Below are 25,124 nucleotides of genomic sequence, written 5' to 3' on the forward strand. Positions count from 1 at the left end.
TTATGAACGTCGATGACTTACGTTCCTATAAAAAAATAGGAAATGAACTGAAAGAACAACTAAATAATCACCAATATCAAATAGGCGATAAATTACCTGCCGAACGTGATTTAGCCGATTATTTTGATGTAAGCCGTACAGTCATTCGAGAAGCTATCATTATGCTTGAATTGGAGAACCTCGTTGAAGTTCGTAAAGGCTCTGGGGTGTACGTGATTGCATTACCACAACGGGCAGCAAGCAATGATGAATTTTTGGATAATGTAGATGTAGGGCCTTTTGAACTTTTACAAGCTCGCCAATTATTAGAAAGTAGTATTGCCGAATTTGCTGCACTACAAGCGACACGCTCCGATATTACTAAACTAAAAGAGATTCTGGCGAGAGAACGAAGCACCCTTGAAAAAGGCGATGAAGATTATGTTGCAGATGAAGATTTTCATCGCACCATAGCAGAAATTACTCAAAACGAAGTCATCCTACAGATGCAAAAAGCACTGTGGGATCTTCGTACAAATAGCCAAATGTGGAAAGGACTTCATCTTCACATTCCAAATCAAAGCTATCGCCATCTCTGGTTGCAAGATCATGAGAATATTATTACGGCTTTGCAGAGAAAAGATCCTGCAATGGCAAAAAAAGCAATGTGGCAACATTTAGAAAATGTTAAACAAAAACTTTTTGAATTATCAGATGTAGATGATCCGAATTTTGACGGTTATTTGTTTAATATGAGCCCTATTGTTGTCGATCGTTAAAAATATGAGAGGAGTTTAAAAATGGAACAAGCATGGCGTTGGTATGGACCAAAAGATCCGGTTTCTTTATCCGATATTCGACAAGCCGGAGCAACCGGTATTGTGACCGCACTTCATCACATTCCTAATGGTGAAGTTTGGAGTATTGAAGAAATTGAAAAACGTAAATCTGAAATAGAAAATGCAGGCTTAACTTGGTCTGTTGTAGAGAGTGTACCGGTTCATGAAGAAATCAAAACCCAAACCGGAAGATATCAACAATGGATTGATAATTACAAACAGACTTTACGTAATTTATCACAATGTGGCATTGATACGGTTTGTTACAATTTTATGCCGGTTTTGGATTGGACAAGAACAGATTTGGCTTATGAATTGCCGGATGGTTCAAAGGCCCTACGTTTCGATCATATTGCCTTTGCCGCATTTGAGCTTCATATTCTAAAACGCCCAGGGGCTGAAAGTATTTATAACCAAGAAGAAATCACCGCAGCAAAAGCCTACTACGATCAAATGACAGATGCAGAAATCCAGCAGCTTACCCGAAATATTATCGCAGGGCTTCCCGGTGCGGAAGAAGGCTACACATTGGATGAATTTCAAAGCCAGTTAGATCGTTATAAAGATATTTCTCCTGAAAAATTCCGCACCCACTTGGCTTATTTTTTAAATGAGATCGTGCCGGTTGCACAAGAAGTTGGTATTAGAATGGCGATTCATCCGGATGATCCGCCTCGCCCGATTTTAGGTTTACCACGAATCGTATCAACTATTGAAGATATGCAATGGTTTGTAGAAACCCAACCTTTACCTGCCAATGGTTTCACGATGTGTACCGGATCCTATGGCGTGCGTTCTGATAATGATTTAGTGAAAATGACGGAACAATTTGCCGATAGAATTTATTTTGCTCATTTACGCTCGACTCAACGTGAGGATAATCCTCTCAGTTTCCATGAGGCCGCTCACCTAGAGGGGGACGTGGATATGTTTAATGTAGTGAAAGCGTTGTTAAGCGAAGAATATCGTCGATTAGACAAAGGTGAAACCCGTTTAATTCCAATGCGCCCGGATCACGGTCATCAAATGCTTGATGATTTACATAAAAAAACCAATCCAGGCTATTCTGCGATTGGTCGATTAAAAGGTTTAGCCGAATTTCGTGGGCTAGAGATGGCGTTAAAGAAAGTTTATTTTAATAAATAAATTCATCAAGGGTAGGGACAATTTTTCTCCTTATCGTTACATTTACTATCCCTTTAAAAGGAAAATATATAAAAAAGGCGGTCATAAAAATACTGATTTTTACGACCGCTCTTTTTCTTAAATATTCACGGGTTTTACGATTTCGCTTGGATAGCAACCTAAAATTTTTAAGTAATTACTATGTTTTTTCAAATCGTCCAATGCTTCTTGAGTATCCGGATGATGAATATTGGCTTCAATTTCCAAATAAAACATTTCTTCCCAAGGTTTACCGTAAATAGGACGAGATTCAAGCTTTGTCATATTAATTTGATATTTTTTAAATATCAAAAGCGCATCAGCCAAAGAACCTGCTTGTTGTGGAGTAGTCATCAACAATAAGGTTTTAGTGTGAATTTGTGGGGAAATTTCGTGCGCTTCCCTTGATACGACAATAAAGCGGGTAATATTATTTTCTTGATTCGCAATATTCGTTTTTAACACACTTAGGCCATATAGCTTTCCACCGTCTTCATTACCCAATGCAGCAATATTTGGTTTATTCAAACTTGACACCAACTGCATCGCATGTGAACTGCTCTCGCAATATTCAATATGAACACGATCCAAGCTATGAATAAACTGGCTACATTGCTGAATCACTTGTGGATGGCTATATAAAGTATCAATTTGACTCAAATCTGTTGCATCGTTCACCAAAACACAATGTTTAATCGGGTACGCAAGCTCACCAACAAGAGAGAGATCCGTATGTTGAAGCAAATCATAGACCTCATTAATCGCCCCTGATGTGGTATTTTCTAAAGGAAGAATGCCGACATCCGCTTCACCATTTTTCACTTTTTCAAACACTTGCTCAAATGACTGGCAACCGAGTTCTATAAACTGCTTTTGATAACGAGCAGCATAACTACGCGCAGCTAAATTAGAATAAGAACCTCGCTTACCCAGAAAAGCGATATGCAAATTTTGACTGCGTTGCTCATTCAATCTATTTTGTAAATATACTTGCTGAGTTAATACGGAATCCTCAATAATCTTTTGGAAAATTGAGGTAATATACTGAGGTTCAAGCTGATAATTTTCATTTTCCGCAAATTGTATAAGTTCTTTTAAAATTTGTTGCTCACGCTCTGTATCTCTCAGGGCTTTCTGTGTAATTTCTTTACTTCGCGCCACATCAAAAGCTAACCGATGACGTTCAGAAAGCAACTTCAAAAGGTTTCGATCCAGTTGTGTAATTTGCTGTCGTATTTCAGATAATTCTAAAGCCATAATCATCCTTATTTAAAAGTCACGGCATCTTTTGGATCATATTTTGATGCATCAAACGGCGCCTTTTGTGAATGTTTCCAAATATATTTAGCGAGCACTTCAGCATCAATAAAGCCTGTATTTAAGAATGTAGGATTTTTCGTTACAACAGGGTAACCATCACCACCCGCGGCATTATAACTTGGTAAAGAAACACGATAAGTTTTCGTTAAATCTAACGGTTTACCTTGAATTTTCACATTTTCTACTTTTTGAGCAGCCTTATTTACCACCATAGAAATACCGGAATATTGAGCATAAGCACCTGAATCAACTTCTTTTAATGCAACAACATTCAAATAATCAAGTAATTCTTTACCTGTTAAATCCACATAGCTCACAATGTTACCAAATGGATGCACTTTTAAAATATCGCGATAAGTTACTTTACCCGGCTGAATAGAGTCGCGAATCCCACCCGAATTCATGATACCAATATCTGCGCCGGCACGTTCACGCTGCGCTTCTGCTATTAAATGGCCAAGGTTAGTTTGTTTGAAACGAATAACATCACGTGCCCCTTCTAGTTTGCCTTTTAATTCTCCCAGCTCACGCCCCAATAATTCATCCCCTTTATTTTGGTAAACCCTTAACAATTTTTCCATTTCCGGATCCTGAGGAATGACTTCACCATAATTAACATATTCTGTTTTGCCATCTTCTTTTGTTACTTTCTTCTTCAAATTCACCGGAATTAACTCATAACTGACAAGTTTTAAGTCTCCATTTTTAAATTCAAAATCCGCACGTCCGACATATTTTCCCCACTCATAAGCCTGCATAATCCAAGTACCATTTTGATAGTCCGGCTTGCAAGGATCTGTTGGTTTATAATCTTTAATCCATACACCTTTTTCATCCACACAAACCGGATCGTGGCTATGCCCGCCTACAATCATATCAAATGCACCCTTATCTAAATTGCGAGCAAGCGATACATCACCCGGGGCATTGGAGCCATATTGTGCATCGTAATAATATCCCATGTGAGTTAATGCAATTTTTACATCCGGGTTTTCCTTTTCATTTAACGCTTTTAATGTTTCCTTTGCGGATTCCGTCGGATCTTTAAATACCACATTACCTGTATATTCAGGGTTACCAAGTTTTGCCGTATCCTCTGTCGTTAACCCAACAACAGCAATTTTTAACCCTTGTTTATCTAAGACGATATAAGGTTTAACAAGAGGTTGATTCGTTTTCTTGTTTAACACATTAGCCGATAAAAATGGAAAGTTAGCCCAAGACTCTTGCATAGCAAGCATTTGTAGTGGATTATCAAATTCGTGATTTCCTAATACTGTCGCCTCATAGCCCATAGCATTCATCGCTTGGATATCCGGCTCGGCATTTTGCATATCAGATTCAGGAACACCAGTATTGAAATCACCAGCATTGAGTAAAATAACCGAGCCACCCTTCTTTTCTACCTCGGCTTTCACTCGGTTAATAATTGTTTTTTGTGCTGGGAAGCCATATTCACCTTTATTATTAGGCCAGAAATGCCCATGAGTGTCATTAGTGTGAAGAAGTGTGAAATGATAAGTTTTATCCTGCTCATATGCCATTACAGCAGATGTTGTTAAAACTAAAGGTAAAACTGTGAATAATTTTTTCATGAAAAAACTCATCCTAAATTAACCGCTCTTTATAGAGCAAACAAAAATAAAAAAGCTATACTTCTTTTAAGGAAATATAGCTTTTTAGCCGAAAACAATTAAATCAACACTTGGGCAGGTGTCACATATCCATGTGGTGCTTGCTCCTTATCCTCAAAGGTAACAAATTCCCAGGCTTCCTGATTTGCAATTACCGCTCTAAGCAGTTTATTATTTAGACCATGACCTGATTTATAGGCTTTGAAATCACCAATGATATTATAACCAGCTATATAAAGATCCCCGATGGCATCTAACATTTTATGGCGAACCAACTCGTCTTTAAAACGTAATCCCTCTTCGTTTAAAATACGGTAATCATCCAATACGATTGCATTATCCAAACTACCACCAAGCGCCAAACCTTGGGATTGAAGATATTCAATATCTTTCATAAAACCAAAGGTTCTCGCACGACTAATTTGATGAACAAATGCTTGGGCAGAAAAATCCATCACATAGTTGCGTACATTTTTACCAATTGCAGGATGCTCAAAATCAATAGTGAAATCTAAACGAAAACCATTGTAAGGGGTAAATTCAGCCCATTTATCGCCATCTTCTACCCGTACTTTTTGTTTGATACGAATAAATTTCTTCGGTGCATTTTGTTCTTCGATACCTGCATCCAATAATAAATAAATAAATGGACTGGAACTACCGTCCATAATTGGAATTTCAGGGGCATCTACTTCAATAATGATATTATCAATACCAAGTCCAGCCAATGCAGCATTTAAGTGTTCAACTGTTGAAACACGAACGCCCTGCTCATTGACAAGTGCAGTACAAAGCATAGTATCACGTACAGAATCCGCATTTGCCGGGAATGTTACCGGCGGATTTAAATCGGTACGACAATAAATTACACCGGTATTTGGCATTGCGGGACGTAATGTTAGAGTCACCTTTTTGCCGCTATGCAAACCAATACCGGTTACTTTAACACTTTGTTTTAATGTTCTTTGTTTAATCATCATTTTCTACCTTATTGTTTCACAACAAGATTTTATTTGTTACTTATCATTTTGATCTATTTCGTTTGGATCAAACTTTTTAAAAGAAGATAGACGTTCAGTAATTGGTCTTTCCAACCCGCCACGATAATCTGTTGGTTGCAGATTTCGCTCTGGAGAACGTATCGGCTCAGGCTGTTTAAATGTTGTAATAGTTTGTTGCTCTTGCGTTCTTAATGGAATTACGTGCGAATTTCCATCTACCGGTTGATGAAGCGGTGATAATGATTGAGCCGTTTTTTGTATCTGAATAGTTGTTTCAGACACATCATTACTCCCCAAACCAGTTGCAACGATAGTGACACGAATTTCATCGGACATATTGGTATCTAAAGTTGTACCTATAACAATAGTTGCATCATCTGAAGCAAAACTGCTAATCGTTTCATTAACAACAGTGAATTCCTCTAGAGTAAGATCCATACCCGCAGAGATATTTACTAAGATGCCTTTCGCATCAGTCAAATCAACTTTTTCAAGTAAATCATTGCGAACCGCAATTCTCACTGCTTCTTCAGCTCGACCTTCACCAGAAGCTCCTTGTGCAGCCCCAAAGCCAATCATCGCTTGCCCCATCTCTGACATAACTGTTCTCACATCAGCAAAGTCAACATTAATCATGCCAGGCGAGGTAATCATATCTGAAATACCCATAACAGAGTTACGTAACACATCATTTGCTGCAGCAAATGCATCAATTAGTGTCGCATTTTTAGGGAGAACTTTTTGAATTTGCTGATTAGGAATAATGATCATTGAATCAACATATTGAGCAAGATCTTTAATCCCTAATTCAGCGAATTGCATACGCTTTTTACCCTCAAAAACGAATGGCTTAGTAACAACGGCAACGGTTAAAATACCCAATTCTTTTGCGACTTTAGCAACAATAGGAGCCGCACCGGTACCGGTACCGCCACCCATACCGGCAGCAATAAAGACCATATCGGCACCCTCAAGCATTTTACGGATTTCTTCTTGATCGTCTTCTGCAGCCTTACGACCCACATTAGGATTTGCGCCGGCACCAAGACCTTTTGTGGTCGCACCGCCAATTTGCACAGTTTGTTGAACTTGGCTTTTCCGTAATGCTTGTGCGTCGGTATTTACCGCATAGAAAATAATTTTTCCATGTTCTTCGCTATCAAGAGTATTCTCACCAAGAAAAATACCGCCAATGTCTTGCTTAATCATATTGGCAACCATATGGTTTACAGCATTACCGCCGCCGCCGCCAACACCGACAACCTTAATCAGTGCACCTGATTGTTCTTCAAAATCACCATAATCTGGGTATAACATTTGCGTTCTCCGTTCTGCTAATACTCTGCTAGCATATTAATAAAGTTAAATTGTCTCGTATTGTAGATGAAAATTTAAAATAATCAAAATTCTGACCGCACTTTATTTGCGATTTTTTTAATTCCGGACCAAATTGTACCGAAAATATTTTCTTCAGAATCATCACCGCTGCCGATCAGATCATCATCGCTATTACTGTGGCTATACTGCAACAATCCTATTACCGTTGAATATTGTGGGCGATTTACATAATCCGTTAACCCTGTAATGTTTAATGGGCTGCCTATTCTTACTTGGCAACCAAACACATCCATCGCACACTCTTTTAAATCTTTAATTTGAGCACCACCACCGGTAATAACAACACCGGCAATTAATTCAAATTTAATATGATTACTTTCTAAATTCGTTTTTAGCTTATCTAATTCGTCCTTCACAACGCCAAGAAGTTCCGTATAACGTGCGGAAGTGATTAAAGATAAATCACTTGTTGTTAAAGAACGGGGAGCACGACCGCCAATACTGGCAACTTCAATCTTTTTATCGCCGTGTAAACGTGCCGGATATACCGCACTTGCATAGTTCACTTTCACTCGTTCTGCTTCTGCACGTGAAATAGTACAGGCATGAGCAATATCATTTGTGACGATATTTCCGGCATAAGGAATCACTTTGCTAAAACGTAAAGCGCCATTCGTGAAAACCATCACATTCATTGTACCTGCACCGAAATCAATCAAGCAGACACCAAGATCCTTCTCATCTTCGGTTAAAACCGAATGGGTGGCAGCAAATCCAGAGAACACGACTTTATCTACTTGTAATCCGCAACGCTCTACCGCTTTTTTTAAGTTATTTTGCCAATCTTGGTGACAAGCGATTAAATGTACATGGGCATTCAAACGAACACCTTGTAATCCAAGGGGATTTTTAATATTCAATTGGCGATCCACTGCATATTCTTGCGGAATAACATGTAATAAAGAAACACCTTCAGGCAATTTAATTGTGCTTGCATTATGTAAGGCAGAATCAATTTCCTCTTGCGTCACCTCACTCTCGCCAATAGGAACAAATCCACTTTCATTTAAACTTTGAATATGTTCACCGGTAATTGCTAAAGTGACACTCATAATCTGACAATCAGCCATGGACTCTGCCGATTCAATAGCACGTTGAATAGAATTTACAACCGCATCTAAATCGGTAATACTTCCGCTATCAATCCCCTTTGAAGGACAGCTCCCCACACCCAATACATTCACCACACCATCCGGTAACACTTCCCCAACGACTGCGACGACTTTTGACGTACCAACTTCAAGTCCAACAATTGCTTTTGTTTCAATCACTTTTGCCATATTTTACTACACCCATTGAATCTTATTCATCCGTCATTCCGACTGCTGCACCCGATGTATATCGTAAATCGACATAGTCAATTCGTTTGCCTTCTTCTACTTCAATTTGTGGATAAATTGTCACAAAACGTTCGAGTTTTGATTTCCATTCCCCACGCCCTAATTTCAACACTATATCATTATCAAGTGTAACTTGCCACGCACCGCGAGCATCAATTGTCACACCTTTTACATTTAAATTTTTTGCTTTAAAATCAGCATAAATCTGATTCCACGCCTCAAGCACTTTTTGACTCTGATAATCAGGACCGCCTAAATAAGGCAGCACTTTATTTTTTAAGCGCTCCATCGGTAATTGGAAAACAACGCCATCTTTTGTAACAAACTCAGTTTTATTCCAAATAGCAACAGGAGTATATTCAGTTAACCAAATACTTAAACGATTTGGCCAAACTTTACGAACCACCGCACCTTTTATCCAAGGTAAGGTTTCAATTTGTTCTTGAATAACTTTAACATCTTGTCCCCAGAAACCTTTTAAGGTTCCCATTTTAAGCAAAACATCCTGAACATCTGCATAATCGGTAAATTCGGTTTTACCAACGATCGCATAAGCACTAATCGGCTTAGAATCAAGACTCTCTAACCAATTTTGCCAATTTGAGTAAACAAAATACCCAAATCCGATACATAATATGGCGATCAATAAACGAAGTTGTAAAAAATATTTAAACTTTGCTTCACCATACCGGGTATTTGGTGTGCTTTTACGCTTCAGCACATTCATTGCGCGCTCAACTCCAGAATTTTCACAACAAGTTGCTCAAAAGAAATGCCTGCTGTTGCAGCCGATTTTGGGAACAAACTATGGCTGGTCATTCCCGGGTTGGTATTCACTTCTACCAAACGGAAATCCCCTTTCGCATCACACATCACATCAATACGGCTCCAACCACGGCAGCCCACTGCATCATAAGCACGTTTCACCAATAAAGCTAACTCTTGTTCACGTTTAGGGGATAACCCGGCAGGGCAAAAATACTGTGTATTATCAGAAATATATTTTGCCTCATAGTCATAAAATTCACCTTCCGGCACGATGCGAACTGCCGGCAATACCCGACCATCTAACACCGGCACCGTTAATTCATCACCGGCAAGCCACTCTTCAATCAAAATAGTGTTGTCAAATTTAAGCGCAAATTCGACCGCACTTTTTAAATTTTCTACGCTTTTAACTTTTGTTAAACCTACACTAGACCCCTCTAAAGAAGGCTTAACCATTAACGGTAGCCCCAATTTTTTTACAACTAATTGCGGATCTAATTGCGCAAAATTATCACGAGTTACCACTTCCATCTCAGCAACAGGTAAACCAAAAGCTTTCCATAACATTTTGGTACGCATTTTGTCCATCGTCAAAGCAGATGCCATTACGCCACAGCCGGTATAAGGTAAACCGATTTGCTCTAATAAGCCTTGCATGGTTCCGTCTTCGCCGCCACGACCATGTAAAATATTAAATACACGATCAAAACCGTCTTTTTTAAGGTTTATCACATCATATTCTTGCGGATCAATAGCATGGGCATTATAACCTTGGCTGATAAGCGCTTCTAAAACCGCCTTACCGGAATCTAAAGAAACTTCACGTTCTGCGGATGTACCACCTAACAATACCGCAATTTTTTCTTGTTTTAAATTCATTTTATATCCTCTTCACCCTAATTAACTTTCACATTAGTGTAAGTTACACTTTCGTACTCTACACTAATTTTTCCAAGCCTCGGCCAAACTACGAGAAATTTTGCTCACACTCCCCGCCCCTTGTGCCAAAATTAAATCACCGTCTTGAATAATTTGATCAAGCACTTCCCCTAATTGCATGGTATCCGACACCAAAATAGGATCGACTTTTCCCAAATTACGGATTGAACGGCACAGTGCTTTACTGTCAGCACCGACAATCGGCGTTTCACCGGCAGCATAAACATCTAACATCACAAGCGCATCTACTTGTGAAAGTACCTGTACAAAATCATCAAATAAATCACGGGTACGGGAATAACGATGTGGTTGGAAAATCATTACAATACGTTTATCTCCCCAGCCCTCGCGAGCCGCTTTAATGGTTACCCCTACTTCAGTTGGATGATGGCCATAATCATCGACTAAACGCACTTTTCCATTTGGACGAATAAACTCACCAAGTTGATCAAAACGACGTCCGGCACCTTGGAAATCTGCAAGTGCTTCCAAGATCGCTTCGTTATTGATGCCCTCTTCTTTGGCGACAGCCAATGCCGCAGTGGCGTTTAACGCATTGTGTTTGCCAGGCACATTTAGCAGCACATTAATACATTCCCCATTTGGGCAAATTACTCTGTAATGCCCCTGAAAACCGATTTGCTCATAATCTTCAATACGATAATCAGCCTCTTCACTAAAGCCGTAAGTAATAACCTGACGCCCCACTTTCGGCGCTAATTCCATCAACACTGAATCATCGGCACACATCACCGCTAAGCCGTAAAACGGTAGATTATGAAGGAATTTCACATACGTGGCCTTCATTTTTTCGAAGTCGCCTTCATAAGTATCCATGTGATCCGGCTCAATATTCGTCACAACAGAAACCATGGGTTGTAGATGCAAGAAAGAGGCGTCGCTTTCATCTGCTTCTGCGATTAAATAGCGGCTCACCCCAAGATGGGCATTTTTTCCCGCTGATTTTACTAACCCACCATTTACAAACGTAGGATCTAATTTTGCTTGCGTATAAATCATCGACAACATTGCCGTTGTGGTGGTTTTTCCGTGGGTTCCAGCTACCGCAATACCGTGGCGAAAACGCATAATTTCCGCTAACATTTGTGCGCGTTGGATCACTGGAATCCGATTTTGTTGTGCCGCAACTAATTCAGGATTATCTTCATGAATCGCACTTGATACAACAACAACACTTGCTCCATCAATATTTTCAGTGGCATGACCAATAAAAACTTTCGCACCTGCCTGCGCAAGACGTTGGGTAACTACGCCATCTGCAATATCCGAACCTGAAATTCGATATCCTTCATTTAAAAGAATTTCGGCAATACCGCTCATACCGGCACCGCCAATACCAATAAAATGAATTTGTTGAACCCGACGCATTTCAGGGATAATTTTTCTAATTTCTTCGTGAGAATGTTTCATCTTATTTCCTTCTCTCTTTTGGAAAATATCTGACCATTTAAAAAGTGCGGTCAAATTCCAAAGAGTTTTTTACATCATTATTTTATTATTTTGCGTTTTCAATAATCACATCTGCAACACGTTGCGCAGCTAATGGGGCTGACATCGATTTTGCCTTGACCGCCATCTGTAAAAGCTCATCACGCGTAAAACTCTGTAAATAATTAATTAAAATATCCGGCGTTAAATCGATTTGTTCTACAATTTTAGCCGCCCCGACATCGGCCAAATATTTTGCATTAAGATATTGTTGCCGATCTTTATGTTGGAAGGGGATAAAAACTGCCGGCGTACCGACCGCAGCGAGTTCGCACACCGTTAACGCACCGGAACGACAAATCACGACATCCGCCCAGGCATAGGCTTCTGCCATATCATCAATAAATTCGGTGATTTTTACTTTTGAGGCGTTTTCGCCATAAAGAGCGGTCACATTTTCTACTGCGCCCTTCCCGACTTGATGGCGAACCTCCAGTTTATCTGCTAGTTGTGAGACAACTTTTGGCAGGGTTTGATTCAATACTCGAGCCCCTTGACTTCCGCCGACTACCAGTACACGTAATTTTTCGCCATGATGAGAAAAACGCTCCTCCGGCGATGGCATTTGAAATAGTGCTTGACGAACGGGATTACCGACAACCTCCGCATTAGGAAATGCATTAGGAAAAGCTTGTAATACACGGGTAGCGATTTTTGCCAGCCATTTGTTGGTTAATCCTGCGACGGCATTTTGTTCATGCAAAATTATCGGCACACCACAGAGTTTTGCAGCCACTCCGCCCGGTCCGGAAACATAACCGCCCATACCTAACACAGCATTTGGCTTTTCCTCTTGGATAATTTTCTTTGCTTGAAATATGGCACGTAAAATCGCAAAAGGTGCATTTAATAAGGCTTTAATACCCTTTCCCCGCAAACCGGAAATTTGAATAAAACGAATCGGGATACCATGTTCCGGGACAAGTTTGGCTTCCATACGATCTTTTGTACCAAGCCAACAAATTTCCCAGCCTTGTTGCTGTAAAGTTTGAGCCACCGCAATAGCCGGAAAAACATGACCGCCCGTACCGCCGGCCATGACTAATAATTTTTTGGATTTATTCATTTTTATTCCTAATCATCACGCAAACGCGCTTGTCCACCCCGCTGTAAACGGTTTTCATGGTCAATACGCAATAAAATACCAATCGTTGCCGACATAATAATAATACTTGAGCCGCCGTAACTTACTAATGGGAAAGTCAAACCTTTTGTCGGAAGCATACCAAGCGCCATCCCTAAATTTACAAACCCTTGAAAGAAAATCCAAAAACTTATACCGAAAGCAAAAAAACCGCGGAAACGTTGTTCTAATTGTAGGGATTCACGCCCTATTTTTAATGCCCGGAAAACCAACAAACCCAATAAAGTGACGACGACAAAAATACCGATAAATCCGAATTCTTCACCAATAATCGCCATGATGAAGTCAGTATGTGCTTCCGGCAAATAATCTAGTTTTTGGATAGAATTGCCTAGCCCTTCCCCGGTAATTTCACCCCGTCCGAATGCCATAAGTGAGTTAGTCAACTGAAATCCTGTACCATAAGGATCCTTAAAAGGCTCCAAAAAACCGGTAAAACGTTTTAAACGATAAGAGGCGGAAAGCACCAACCATACAAATAATAATACGCCGGTTACGACTAAACCGATAAATTGCCAGAAGTTTGCACCGACAATAAAAAGCATCCCAAAAGTAATTACAAATAATACGACTGTGCTACCCAAATCCGGTTGAGCCAATAGAAAACCACCCATTATTCCCATAACAATAAAGGGTTTAAAAGCACTCAATTTATTTGACCGCACTTCATCGTAACGGCGGGTAAAATAACTCGCTAAGAAACAAGCAAGTGCCAATTTAGCAAATTCAGCCGGTTGAAAATTAAGTACACCGAGAGAAATCCAGCGTTTTGCACCATTTACCGAAGAGCCGATAATGAGCACGGCAAATAGTAATATAATCGCTAAGAAAAAAATTTTAACATGCCATTTTTCCCATTGTTGGGTCGAAATTTGCATACTGAAGTAGCAAGTTAAGAGCGAGAGAAACACATAAAATGCATCACGTTTGGCAAAATAAAAGGCATCATTAAATAATCTTGAGCTGTACGGAATCGATGCAGAAGTTACTGCGATCAAACCAATGATCAATAAAATTACAAAAAGCCAGAATAATGCACGGTCATATAATAACCCCTGTGGCGTAATTCTGGTCCAATTATCAAAATTCTGTCTAATTTTTTGAAAAAATTCCATTGCTCTATATTTAATTTAATTGTGCTAAACGAGTAAATTCTTCACCGCGCTTTTCAAAAGAAGTGAATTGATCAAGACTTGCACAAGCCGGTGATAATAATACCATATCGCCTGCTTTTAATGTCGGTCGTAGAAAATCTATCGCATTCTCCATCGTTTCAAACAAATAGCTTTGTGAAGAAAGTCTTGCTAATTCCGCGCCATCCCGACCAAAACAATAACAAATAATATGAGGTTGATTAATCAGGGCAGCCAATTCAGAAAAATCTGCGCCTTTTCCGTCCCCACCTAATAACAAGTGCAATTTACCTTCAACAACCAAACCTGTTAGTGCAGCGACTGTACTTCCCACATTGGTTGCCTTAGAATCATTAATCCAACGCACCCCATTTGCCTGATAGGCTAATTGAAAACGGTGATCCAATCCTCTAAATTGTCGAAGTGCGCGACGAATTGCCTCTAAATTTATCCCGACGGCTTGCGCTAATGCCGTTGCCGCAAGAACGTTCATGTAATTATGACGACCAACAAGCATAACTTCATTGCAAGGTAAAATCACTTTATCCTTTGCCATTAAATACGGTTTATCGTTTTCTGCTTTGATATAATAATCCGCATTATGTTCAGCAAAAGAAAGAACCTTCTCCCCTTGATTTTCGCCTTCGCCAAAAGTCAATTTATCTTCGTTATTCACCACTGCTGTTTCAGCATGATGATAAATACGCAATTTAGCTTGACGATAATCGTCTAACCCCACATAACGATCCATATGATCTTCTGTAACATTCAATACCGTTGCGGCTGCAGCTTTTAAACTGTACGTTGTCTCTAATTGAAAGCTAGAGAGTTCCAATACATAAAGATCATAATCCTCATTCAATAGAGATAGTGCAGGAATACCGATATTTCCACCCATTCCCACATTCAGCCCCGCTGCTTTTGCCATTTCATAAACCAGCGTAGTCACGGTACTTTTTCCATTTGAACCGGTTATCGCGACAATGGGTTTTGTGGCTGCACGACAAAATAATTCGATATCACCAACCACTTCTACACCGGCTGAAAGTGCGGTCTGAATTTCCGCTGTTTTTACCGAAAGCCCCGGACTGATGACAATAATATCGCTTTCATTTAACCATTGTTGATTTAAACTGCCCGTATGGAGGGGAATATTTTTAGGAAGTTTATCCGCACCGATCGGATTTTTTCGGGTATCAATCACACGGATATTTGCCTGTTGAGCTTGAAGATAATCAACACACGACAAGCCGGTTTTACCCAGTCCAATGACTGTAACGGTTTTATGTTGGTAACTGTCCATTTTGTTTTACTTTTAATGTCTAATTCTGTTTTCTATATCGGTTTTCGTTTTAATGAGAAATCTACTTTCTTATGTAGATAAGAATTATCTGTCAAATTTAACCGCATTTTTTAAATAATATTTAACTTTTTTGCATTGTTTTATTTGGGTACAGAAAAATGAACTCGCTCTTTCAAGAGAAAGAGCGAAACCGACTATCTCAATTTAAGTGTCACTAACCCCATCAACACCAACATTAACGAAATAATCCAAAATCGAATAATCACTCTCGGCTCCGGCCATCCCTTTAATTCAAAATGATGATGAATAGGTGCCATTCGGAAAATTCGTTGTTTGCGTAATTTGTAGGAACCGACTTGTAAAATTACCGAAAGCGCTTCTACTACAAATACGCCTCCCATAATGACAAGCAAAAATTCCTGTCTTACCAAAATGGCGACTACGCCTAATGCACCGCCCAATGCTAATGAACCGACATCCCCCATAAATACTTGTGCCGGATAAGTGTTGAACCATAGGAAACCCAATCCGGCTCCCACAATCGCTGTACAAAATACGACAACTTCAGAACTGTGTTTGATATAAGGGATATGCAAATATTCAGCAAAATTAATATTACCCGTTGCCCATGCGATCAAAGCAAAAGCACCGGCAACCAATGCAGTCGGCATAATCGCTAACCCGTCTAATCCGTCTGTTAAATTAACCGCATTACCTGTTCCCACAATCACAAAATAAGACAACACAATATAAAATAAACCTAACTGTGGCATAATATCTTTGAAAAACGGTACAACTAATCGGGTTGCATCCGTATCATGCCCAAGCCAATATAACCAAATAATCGCCACTAGTGCGACAACGGACATCCAGAAATATTTCCAGCGCGCAATTAAGCCGTCTGTGTTTTTACGTGTAATTTTGCGGTAATCATCCACAAAACCGATTGCACCATAGCCAAATAGCACAAATAAACAAATCCAAATATAGGGATTGGCTAAATTTGCCCATAACAATGTACTTATCCCAATCGCAAAAAGAATCATCACGCCACCCATAGTCGGCGTACCTTTTTTCGCAAAATGGCTTTCCGGTCCGTCATTACGTACTTCTTGACCAAATTTTAAAATTTGTAAACGTTTAATTACTTTTGGACCAATCCAAAGGGAAATAAAAAGTGCGGTCAATAATGCAAGAATTGCACGCACAGTAATGTATGAAATTGCATTAAATGCGGTTTCATAACGAACAAGGAATTCAGCAAGCCAAACTAACATTTTATTTTATCCTTTAATGAATAAATCACATCTTCCATTTTCATTGAGCGAGAGCCTTTGCCAAGCACAACGATATGTTGATTTTGTTTTAATTGCGCCTTAATAAAAGGAACCAAAAAATCCACCATTTCCGCTTTATCAGTAAAATGTTTTCCTAAAACTGCGTCAGAAATGACCGCACTTTCATAACCAAAAGAGCAAACTAAATCAAGCCCGGCAATTTTGGCATATTGCCCCACCTGACGATGAATTTCGAGGGAGTTTTCCCCCAGCTCTTTCATATCTCCTACGCATAAAATACGAAAGGCGTTATAGGATTTCAATACATCAATTGCCGCACAAAGGGAATCTTGATTGGCATTGTAGGTATCATCTAATAATAATAAATTCTCATTGACTTGAATTGGGAATAAACGCCCTTTGACTTGAGAACGCCGTTCCAATCCATTTTTTACATCGACCAACGTCGCACCGACATTCATGGAAAGTGCGGTCGCCGCCAAGGCATTTTTTACATTATGTTCACCCAAATATGGAAGATTAATTTCAATTTCACCTTGTGGAGAAACTAATGTAAAGATTGCCCCCTGCGCATTATACTGAATATTTTTAGCGGTATAATCTTTGCCATTGAAATATTGAATATCATGATCGCCGATTTCTTTTTGCCAAAGATCAAAATGATTATGTTCAGCATTGATAATGGCAACACCATTGGAAGTTAAACCGCGATAAATCTCACCCTTAGCCAGTGCTACGCCCTCTAACGAACCAAACCCTTCTAAATGTGCCGCGGCAACATTATTGACTAGCGCTACATTCGGTTGAGCAAGGTGAGTGGTGTAATCAATTTCCCCTTGGTGGTTTGCCCCAAGCTCAATCACGGCAAAACGATGTTTTTCTTCCAAACGCAACAATGTAAGCGGCACACCAATATCATTATTAAAATTGCCCTGTGTAAAAAGCACCGCATCCGGATTTCCTGCCATTTGTTGCAAAATACTTGCCGTCATTTCTTTTACTGTGGTTTTTCCGGAAGAGCCCGTCATCGCCACAACTTTAGGATTAATTTTTTCTCTTAGCCACTTAGCCAATCGACCTAAAGCTATACGTGTATTTTCTACTACAATTTGAGGGATAGAAATATGAGGGTCTGCTTGTTGAACAACTAAAGCTACCGCACCTTGTTCGATAGCTTGATGGAGATATTGATGGGCATCAAATGTTTCGCCTTTTAAGGCAAAAAACAGATGGTTGGGAACAGGATGACGTGTATCCGTATTGATGTTTTCAATTGTAACCTGCTCACTCCCGATTAATTTTGCATTAAGAATTTGGGCAAGTTGTTGCGTCGTTAAATTAATCATAAATTAATTGAATAAATTTATTGGTTTAGATAAAACTTGGCTGTTTCTTGATCAGAAAAATGTAAGACTTCATTCCCTACAATTTGATAATCCTCGTGACCTTTTCCTGCAATCAAAATGAGATCATTGTTCTGCGCACTTTGAATCGCAAACTCAATCGCCTGCGCACGATCAGAAATTAACCCGACTTTATCCATATTGCTAAAACCGGCAACAATATCCGCTTCAATTTTATCAGGATCTTCTGTGCGCGGATTATCTGTTGTTACGATGACCATATCGGAAAGTTTCTCGGCAACTTTTGCCATTAATGGGCGTTTACCTTTGTCACGATCGCCACCACAACCAAAAACACACCATAATTTGCCATTACAATGTTCACGTGCGGCAACAAGGGCTTTTTCCAATGCATCCGGCGTATGGGCATAATCAACAATAATAGCGGGCTTACCCGTTACTTTAATCATTTCCATTCTGCCACAAACACCTTGCAAAGTGGAAACGCTACCGATTAAACTCTCTAATGAATAACCTAGTGAGAGCAATGTCGCCATGACTAACAATAAGTTACTCACATTAAATGCGCCGATTAATGGGCTGTTTAACGTGCCGTTTCCCCAACTAGATGAAAAATCTATGAACGTGCCTTCATCAGTAAAACGTACTGAAGTCGCTTTGAGCCATTGTTTGGAATTTGCTTGATAATTTGCCTCGCAGCTCACCGCAATGGCATTTGGTAGTGCTTTCAGCCATTCGGCCCCAATCGGATCATCTACATTTAAGATTTTCAAATCGGAAGATAATTCAAAGAAAAAACGTTTTTTCGCTTGCGCATAGGCTTCCATCGTACCGTGATAATCTAAATGGTCACGGCTTAAATTTGTAAAAATTGCAGCATTAAAATCTAATGCTTCTACACGATGTTGAACTAAGCCGTGAGAAGAAACTTCAATTGCAGCAAAATCAGCCCCTTGATTAACAAAAGAAGCAAGGGAAGATTGAATTTCAATGGCGGAACCGGTGGTATTTTTTGCCTCAACAACTTGCCCTAATAAACCGTTTCCAATCGTTCCCATTACAGCCGGTTTACCACCTAAATGCTGAACCCATTGTGCTAATAGTTGAGATACTGTGGTTTTCCCATTTGTGCCGGTAACACCAACAAGGGTGAGTTTTTTAGAAGGCGAATCATAAAACTTATCTGCAATTTCCGATAACTTGGCTGACAAATTATAGTAATAAATTACCGGCTTTTGCTGCCGATATTCTATGTTTAAATGTATATCAATGACATCGGTTTCAGCAATAACTGCTCTCGCACCGGCTAAAATTGCCTGTTCAATAAAATTCGTTGCATCAACTTGATGCCCTTTTACCGCAACAAATAGATCGCCGGACTTTACTTTGCGACTGTCTAAAACTAATTCATTGATTTCAATATCCGCAGGAAGCGAGGGCAAATTAAAAAGTGCGGTTAATTTTTTCATTATTTTTTCCTTAATTTGCCTGTTTCACATGATTTTGTTCTGTTTTACGTGAAGTAAGACGAACCGTACGTTTTGCCGTTTTATCCGTAGGTTCCGCATCTGGTGCAATACCATTGGTGCGTAAAGCATAACCCATAATGCTAGAGAACACCGGTGCAGACACGGCACCGCCGTAATATTGACCTGCCTTCGGATCATTAATCAAAATAATAAGCGCATAACGCGGATCACTAATTGGTGCGATCCCTGCGGTAAATGCCACATATTTATTCACATAGCGCCCATTTTCGATTTTACGTGCAGTACCGGTTTTCACACCAACCCGGTACCCTTCGACCATCGCACGTTTATTTTTGATCGCCACTTTTTCTAACATATTCACAATTTCTTTTGTCGTTTTCTCAGAAAAAACGCGCTGACCAATCACTGGCGGATCAACTTTTGTGATAGAAAGCGGACGATAAATACCAAAACTCCCTAAGGTTGCATAAGCTCTCGCCATTTGTAGTGGCGTTGCGGTGATACCATATCCATAAGCTACCGTTGCACGATCAATATCTGCCCAGCGTTTGCGATTTGCATTTAACACGCCGGCTTGTTCACCAACCAAGCCTAAATCTGTGGCTTTTCCCAATCCCGCCGCTTGATAAGTATCCATCAGCGCACTTGGCGGCATACGCAATGCGAGACGGCTTACCCCACGGTTACTGGAGTTAATTAAAATTTCATCCAACGTTTGTTGAGGACGAGGTGCTACGTCCACAATTTCTTTACCACTTACCGTGAAAGAGCCCGTATTAATCACCTCATTACGTTGTGTAGCACCACGCTGAAGTGCGGTCAAAACAACGAACGGTTTTACTGTTGAACCCGGTTCAAAAACATCGGTAATCGCACGATTTCGCATGAGTTCCGCTTTCACGCCGACACGATTGTTCGGATTATAGGAAGGCGCATTCGCCATTGCCAGCACTTCACCGGTACGCACATCAACAAGTACCGCAGTACCGGATTCCGCTTTGTTTTCCGTTACCGCTTTTTTGATCTCACGATACACCATAGATTGTAATTTTTCATCAATGCTGAGCGTTACATCTTGTGCATCGTATTTTTTCTGATCGGCAATATGTTCAACCACATTTCCTCGTTTATCTTTTCGAACTAAACGGGAACCATCTTTACCCACCAACATCGTGTTGAAACTTTTTTCAATGCCTTCAATTCCATTTCCATCAATATCGGTATAACCGAGCAAATGGGCAGTTTCTTCTACTCTTGGATAGAAACGACGTGGTTCGCTTTCCAAACTAATCCCTTTAATTTTCAGCTCTTTGACATACTGCGCTTTACCTGCTTCAACTTGGCGGGCTAAATATAAAAAACCTGATTTTGGATTTTTCTCAATTTTTTTCACGAGTTCGTTATAGCTTAAACCTAATACATCTGCTAAAGCTTTGATTCTTTCTTTATCATTAAGCGAGCCTTCTTTAAGAATACGTTTAGGTTCGGCAATCACTGCGCTCATTGGTACACTTACAGACAGCAACTGACCGTTACGATCCAAAATCGAACCGCGAACCGAAAGAATTTCGTCTTTACGTAAAGAGCGTTTATCCGCTTCACCTGAGAGAATATCCGAATTGATTGCTTGGACATAAGCTGCTCGAGCAACTAAAGCGCCTAATCCAAAGAAAATAAGACCTGTTGCAATTAAATAACGCCAGCGTATAAAACATCTTTCAAACACCATTTTAGGTTTGTTGGGTTTAATAGCCGTTGTTGTCGGTACAACGAGTTTTCTAATTGTTTTCTTAGATTTATTTGATTTTTTTGATGAATTAAATCTAACCATTTGCTCAACCCTAACTTATTTCTATTCCAAAATAACAACTTCTTGGTCGCTATCGATTCTTTTCATTTTTAATGTGCCAATGGCAATAAATTCCACTCTTGTGCTATCGCCCTCAGTAGCCTCCTGCAACTGCAGATTGCGATATTCATCTTGTAAGGCTTGATGCTGTAAAACCAATTGACCATTCTCTGAAATGAGCCCACGCGTTTGGTGTGTTAGCCAAATTGTCGACATAGCAGAAATTAAAATTAATAGAAGTAGCAAAGAAACCAATTTATTTGCTGAAAATAAATCTTCTACTAAAAGATTCTGTAAAGGATAACGTTCATTATTTTCTAACATTTTTTACCCTAACTAATTTTCTCTGCAATGCGTAATATTGCACTTCTAGAGCGAGGATTCGCCTGAATTTCAGCTTCCGACGGCTGAATTGCTTTGCCTATAGCTTTCAGCTTTTGAGTACGTTGAATTTGATCTTCCCGCAATGGCAAACCTTTTGGAATCGGCTCCCCTCTGCTTTGTTTTTTTATAAAATGCTTAACCATTCGATCTTCTAAAGAATGGAAACTAATAATCGATAAACGCCCTTCGGGCGCTAGCATTTCTAATGCTGAATGTAATACACTTTCTAACTCATCCAATTCTGAATTAATGAAAATTCGAATTGCTTGAAAACTACGGGTTGCAGGATGTTTATGCTTATCTTTAAAAGGCACAGCCTGTGAAATAAGTTCCGCAAGTTGCACTGTTCGCGATAAACATTCATCACCATTTTTGACCGCTCTTTTGTTATATTCCACAATTGCGGTTGCAATACGCTTAGCAAAACGTTCTTCACCGAAAGTTTTCAGAACCCAAGTTAAATCTTCTACAGAAACCTTTTTTAACCATTCTGCCGCAGATAAACCTTGATTCGTATCCATCCGCATATCAAGCGGACCATCTTTCATAAAACTGAAACCACGTTCAGCCTCATCTAATTGCGGAGATGACACACCAAGGTCAAGCAAAATACCATCAACTCTACCGACCAAACCTAATTTTTCACAAATTTCAGGAATTTGGGAAAAACTATTGTGTTCAATTTGAAATCGTTGATCTTGAATTTTTTCCGCTTCAGCAATGGCATAATGATCACGGTCAACACCAATTAAACGACCATGACGAGAGAGTTTTGAAAGAATTAAACGAGAATGTCCCCCCCGCCCAAAAGTGCCATCAATATAAATTCCATTTTCTTTCAATGCCAAACCATCCACTGCCTCATGGAGTAAAACTGTAATGTGTTCAGTCGAAGAAAAGGAATTCTGCATATTCGTAAACGTTAATAAAATAAGTCTGAAAAAAGATAATGCGGTGCAAGCACCGCCTATCTTGCTAGTGCTGCTGTTCTTTTTCTAAATTAATTAGAGTGACAGCATATTTAAATTCGTGTCCATTGCAAATTCGGCTGTTCCCGCCACAGCAATGTCTTCATCAATTTGTGCGATCCACTCAGTATCGCTCCAAATTTCAAATTTGTTCAATTGACCAACCAACATTAAGCCTTTCTCTAATTTTGCGTGTTGACGTAATGGCCCACTAAGTAAAATACGTCCTTGCGCATCCATTTCACATTCAGTGGCATATCCCAGCATCACTCGCTGTAAACGGCGTTGGTTAGGGTCAAAGTTAGATAATGCGAGTAATTTTTGCTCAATTTTTTCCCATTCGTCTAAAGGATAAAGTAATAGGCAAGGTTGACGAATATCTACTGTGCAAACCATCTGGCCTTGGTTTTTTTCAATGATCTCTGCGCGATAGCGAGTCGGGATAGCAATTCTTCCCTTAGAATCTAAATTTACCGCTACTGCACCACGAAACATTTGTTCTAACCCTTTAAGACTAAAATTTTGGTAAAAAACACCACAAAAAACCACTTTTCACCACTAAAGTGTAAGTCTATCGGTTATAAAGCAAACTTGCAAGCAATTCCAATACATAAAATATGATAAATTTCAGATAAGAAAAAACCGTCCAAGCATTCACTTGGACGGTTTGATTTTATAAGATTTTGAAAAACTAGACGTTTGTCGTATTTACATAAGCTTCTTCATCACGCTCACCTAGTGGTTTTAATAGGACGAAGAATAAAACGATACATAAAATTGTGGTTGCGAAACCTAAGTACACTGATAATTGATAATCTAAGTTGAAACCAATTTTATTGTAGTACAAATAAGTCGCACATACGGTCGTAATAAACCAAGCAGGGATAGAAGCAACCCAGTGGAATTTGTGATAACGATATAAATACGCTGCTGCAGTCCATAACATTACCATTGCAGTCATTTGGTTTGCCCAAGTGAAGTAACGCCATAAAAGACTGAAATCAATCGTTGAAACAAAATAGCCTAATACGAACAATGGGATCGCGATCACTAAACGTTTGGAAAGCGAACGTTGATCAATATTGAAGATTTCAGCTAATTGTAAACGTGCCGCACGGAACGCCGTATCACCTGATGTAATTGGAAGCACCACAACACCCAGCACAGCAAAGATACCGCCGATGAAGCCAAGGAAGTGCAATGAGCTGTCATATACGACTTTAGACGGAGAACCTGCAGAAATCGCATCTTGTAATGCTTGTGGGTTTTCATAGAATGCAAGTCCGACCATACACCATACTAATGCAATAATCCCTTCTGTAATCATTGCACCATAGAAAATGAAACGACCTTCGCTCTCATTTTCTGCACAACGTGCCATTAGCGGAGTTTGCGTTGCGTGGAAACCGGATAATGCACCACAAGAGATAGTTAAGAATAACAATGGCCAAATCGGTACATCGCCTTTCACTTGGAAGTTTTGTGTGAATTTATCCCAAGTTAAACCTTGTCCGTCGGCATTAACGGTACGGAAAAATTCAATTGGGTCAACGGCACTGAAGTGTGCGGATACCAAACCATATACCATTCCCACAGACATAAAGAGCAATAATGCACCAAAGAGCGGGTAAATTCGACCAATAATTTTATCGATCGGTAATAAAGTAGCAAGAATATAATAAGCGAAGATAATCACTGTCCACACAGCCACCACCGTTGCTTTATCCATTCCCCATACTTTTATACCACCGGCCTCTACCGCCTGATGAACAGCTTCAGCATCACCCAGTTGTAATGCGCCTTGAGAAGCCCCTAAAACATCCATGGTAATTGTACCCATTAATTGTGCAGGGCTTGCAACGAATACCACCCCAACCAATAATAAAAGCACTAAAGCAAGAACATTGATAAAGACTTTTACAGGACGACCTAAAAATTTCCCGGCCAAGTAAGGCATTGTTGCCCCACCGTGACGAATACTTAACATACCACAAAAATAGTCATGCACCGCACCGGCAAAAATACATCCGATAACAATCCAAAGCATAGCAACAGGTCCGTATAACGCACCAAGAATCGGTCCGAAAATCGGCCCTGTACCAGCAATATTTAATAATTGAATCAACCAGATTTTGGTTTTAGACATTGGCATATAATCCACGCCATCATTGATTTGATAAGCCGGCGTTTGACGCTTAGGATTAATGACAAAGATTTTTTCAATAATTTTTCCGTAAATAAGATAGCCAAGAATCAAAATGGCTACGCAGAAGAAAAACCACAACATAAAAGCACCTCAA

The 25,124-nt window shown here is 39.7% G+C and carries 21 protein-coding genes; 2 read left to right on the top strand and 19 right to left on the bottom strand.

From position 1 onward, the window contains the following. Nucleotides 1-2 precede the first annotated feature (2 nt). Both BKG94_RS00260 and uxuA read left to right on the top strand, forming a co-directional pair. Nucleotides 3-758, top strand: a complete 756-nt coding sequence (locus tag BKG94_RS00260; protein ID WP_077433082.1) for an FCD domain-containing protein — start codon at nucleotides 3-5, stop codon at nucleotides 756-758. A 21-nt stretch (nucleotides 759-779) separates the two neighbouring features. Continuing rightward, nucleotides 780-1,964 (top strand): mannonate dehydratase, encoded by a 1,185-nt coding sequence (uxuA, locus tag BKG94_RS00265; protein WP_077433084.1) that lies wholly within the window; start codon nucleotides 780-782, stop codon nucleotides 1,962-1,964. A gap of 117 nt (nucleotides 1,965-2,081) precedes the next feature. Here uxuA and BKG94_RS00270 read toward each other — a convergent pair whose 3' ends face one another. From BKG94_RS00270 to BKG94_RS00360, 19 genes are all read right to left on the bottom strand, one after another. Then, nucleotides 2,082-3,239: a chorismate mutase gene (locus tag BKG94_RS00270; RefSeq protein ID WP_077433086.1), complete on the bottom strand. Its 1,158-nt coding sequence runs from the start codon at nucleotides 3,237-3,239 to the stop codon at nucleotides 2,082-2,084. A gap of 8 nt (nucleotides 3,240-3,247) precedes the next feature. Beyond that, entirely contained in the window at nucleotides 3,248-4,897 is a 1,650-nt protein-coding gene (gene ushA, locus BKG94_RS00275) for a bifunctional UDP-sugar hydrolase/5'-nucleotidase UshA (RefSeq protein WP_077433088.1), read from the bottom strand. A 98-nt stretch (nucleotides 4,898-4,995) separates the two neighbouring features. Continuing rightward, nucleotides 4,996-5,913 carry a UDP-3-O-acyl-N-acetylglucosamine deacetylase gene (lpxC, locus tag BKG94_RS00280; RefSeq protein WP_077433275.1) on the bottom strand — a complete coding sequence of 306 codons (918 nt, stop codon included), beginning with the start codon at nucleotides 5,911-5,913 and terminating at the stop codon, nucleotides 4,996-4,998. A 39-nt stretch (nucleotides 5,914-5,952) separates the two neighbouring features. Further along, a complete protein-coding gene (ftsZ, locus tag BKG94_RS00285; protein ID WP_077433090.1) occupies nucleotides 5,953-7,254 on the bottom strand; it encodes a cell division protein FtsZ in 1,302 nt (433 codons plus the stop codon). Between the two features lie 83 nt (nucleotides 7,255-7,337). Then, nucleotides 7,338-8,615: a cell division protein FtsA gene (gene ftsA, locus BKG94_RS00290; RefSeq protein ID WP_077433092.1), complete on the bottom strand. Its 1,278-nt coding sequence runs from the start codon at nucleotides 8,613-8,615 to the stop codon at nucleotides 7,338-7,340. A 22-nt stretch (nucleotides 8,616-8,637) separates the two neighbouring features. Then, a complete protein-coding gene (locus BKG94_RS00295; RefSeq protein ID WP_077433094.1) occupies nucleotides 8,638-9,402 on the bottom strand; it encodes a cell division protein FtsQ/DivIB in 765 nt (254 codons plus the stop codon). After that, nucleotides 9,399-10,322, bottom strand: coding sequence for a D-alanine--D-alanine ligase (locus BKG94_RS00300; RefSeq protein WP_077433096.1), 924 nt, complete (start codon nucleotides 10,320-10,322; stop codon nucleotides 9,399-9,401). Before BKG94_RS00300 ends, BKG94_RS00295 begins: the two co-directional genes overlap by 4 nt. Nucleotides 10,323-10,385: 63 nt before the next feature. Next, complete coding sequence (gene murC / locus BKG94_RS00305; RefSeq protein WP_077433098.1) at nucleotides 10,386-11,813, bottom strand: UDP-N-acetylmuramate--L-alanine ligase; 1,428 nt, start codon at nucleotides 11,811-11,813, stop codon at nucleotides 10,386-10,388. Between the two features lie 85 nt (nucleotides 11,814-11,898). After that, a complete protein-coding gene (gene murG / locus BKG94_RS00310) occupies nucleotides 11,899-12,957 on the bottom strand; it encodes an undecaprenyldiphospho-muramoylpentapeptide beta-N-acetylglucosaminyltransferase (protein WP_077433100.1) in 1,059 nt (352 codons plus the stop codon). An 8-nt stretch (nucleotides 12,958-12,965) separates the two neighbouring features. Next, nucleotides 12,966-14,150 (bottom strand): putative lipid II flippase FtsW, encoded by a 1,185-nt coding sequence (gene ftsW, locus BKG94_RS00315; protein WP_077433102.1) that lies wholly within the window; start codon nucleotides 14,148-14,150, stop codon nucleotides 12,966-12,968. Nucleotides 14,151-14,160: 10 nt separating this feature from the next. Continuing rightward, nucleotides 14,161-15,471 (bottom strand): UDP-N-acetylmuramoyl-L-alanine--D-glutamate ligase, encoded by a 1,311-nt coding sequence (gene murD, locus BKG94_RS00320; RefSeq protein WP_077433104.1) that lies wholly within the window; start codon nucleotides 15,469-15,471, stop codon nucleotides 14,161-14,163. 194 nt (nucleotides 15,472-15,665) lie between these two features. Then, nucleotides 15,666-16,748: a phospho-N-acetylmuramoyl-pentapeptide-transferase gene (gene mraY, locus BKG94_RS00325; RefSeq protein ID WP_077433106.1), complete on the bottom strand. Its 1,083-nt coding sequence runs from the start codon at nucleotides 16,746-16,748 to the stop codon at nucleotides 15,666-15,668. Then, complete coding sequence (murF, locus tag BKG94_RS00330; protein ID WP_077433108.1) at nucleotides 16,742-18,115, bottom strand: UDP-N-acetylmuramoyl-tripeptide--D-alanyl-D-alanine ligase; 1,374 nt, start codon at nucleotides 18,113-18,115, stop codon at nucleotides 16,742-16,744. Before murF ends, mraY begins: the two co-directional genes overlap by 7 nt. Nucleotides 18,116-18,132: 17 nt before the next feature. Continuing rightward, nucleotides 18,133-19,602 (bottom strand): UDP-N-acetylmuramoyl-L-alanyl-D-glutamate--2,6-diaminopimelate ligase, encoded by a 1,470-nt coding sequence (murE, locus tag BKG94_RS00335; protein WP_077433110.1) that lies wholly within the window; start codon nucleotides 19,600-19,602, stop codon nucleotides 18,133-18,135. Between the two features lie 10 nt (nucleotides 19,603-19,612). Beyond that, nucleotides 19,613-21,454, bottom strand: coding sequence for a peptidoglycan glycosyltransferase FtsI (gene ftsI / locus BKG94_RS00340; RefSeq protein ID WP_077433112.1), 1,842 nt, complete (start codon nucleotides 21,452-21,454; stop codon nucleotides 19,613-19,615). A 21-nt stretch (nucleotides 21,455-21,475) separates the two neighbouring features. Further along, on the bottom strand, nucleotides 21,476-21,796 hold the full coding sequence (gene ftsL, locus BKG94_RS00345) for a cell division protein FtsL (RefSeq protein WP_077433114.1): 321 nt from the start codon (nucleotides 21,794-21,796) through the stop codon (nucleotides 21,476-21,478). An 8-nt stretch (nucleotides 21,797-21,804) separates the two neighbouring features. Continuing rightward, nucleotides 21,805-22,767 (bottom strand): 16S rRNA (cytosine(1402)-N(4))-methyltransferase RsmH, encoded by a 963-nt coding sequence (gene rsmH, locus BKG94_RS00350; RefSeq protein ID WP_077433116.1) that lies wholly within the window; start codon nucleotides 22,765-22,767, stop codon nucleotides 21,805-21,807. Nucleotides 22,768-22,860: 93 nt separating this feature from the next. Continuing rightward, nucleotides 22,861-23,319, bottom strand: a complete 459-nt coding sequence (mraZ, locus tag BKG94_RS00355; protein ID WP_077433118.1) for a division/cell wall cluster transcriptional repressor MraZ — start codon at nucleotides 23,317-23,319, stop codon at nucleotides 22,861-22,863. A gap of 196 nt (nucleotides 23,320-23,515) precedes the next feature. Beyond that, complete coding sequence (locus BKG94_RS00360) at nucleotides 23,516-25,111, bottom strand: carbon starvation CstA family protein (RefSeq protein ID WP_077433120.1); 1,596 nt, start codon at nucleotides 25,109-25,111, stop codon at nucleotides 23,516-23,518. Between the last annotated feature and the right edge of the window lie 13 nt (nucleotides 25,112-25,124).

This window comes from Rodentibacter ratti, from assembly GCF_002000485.1.
GTDB classification, from domain to species: Bacteria; Pseudomonadota; Gammaproteobacteria; order Enterobacterales; family Pasteurellaceae; genus Rodentibacter; species Rodentibacter ratti.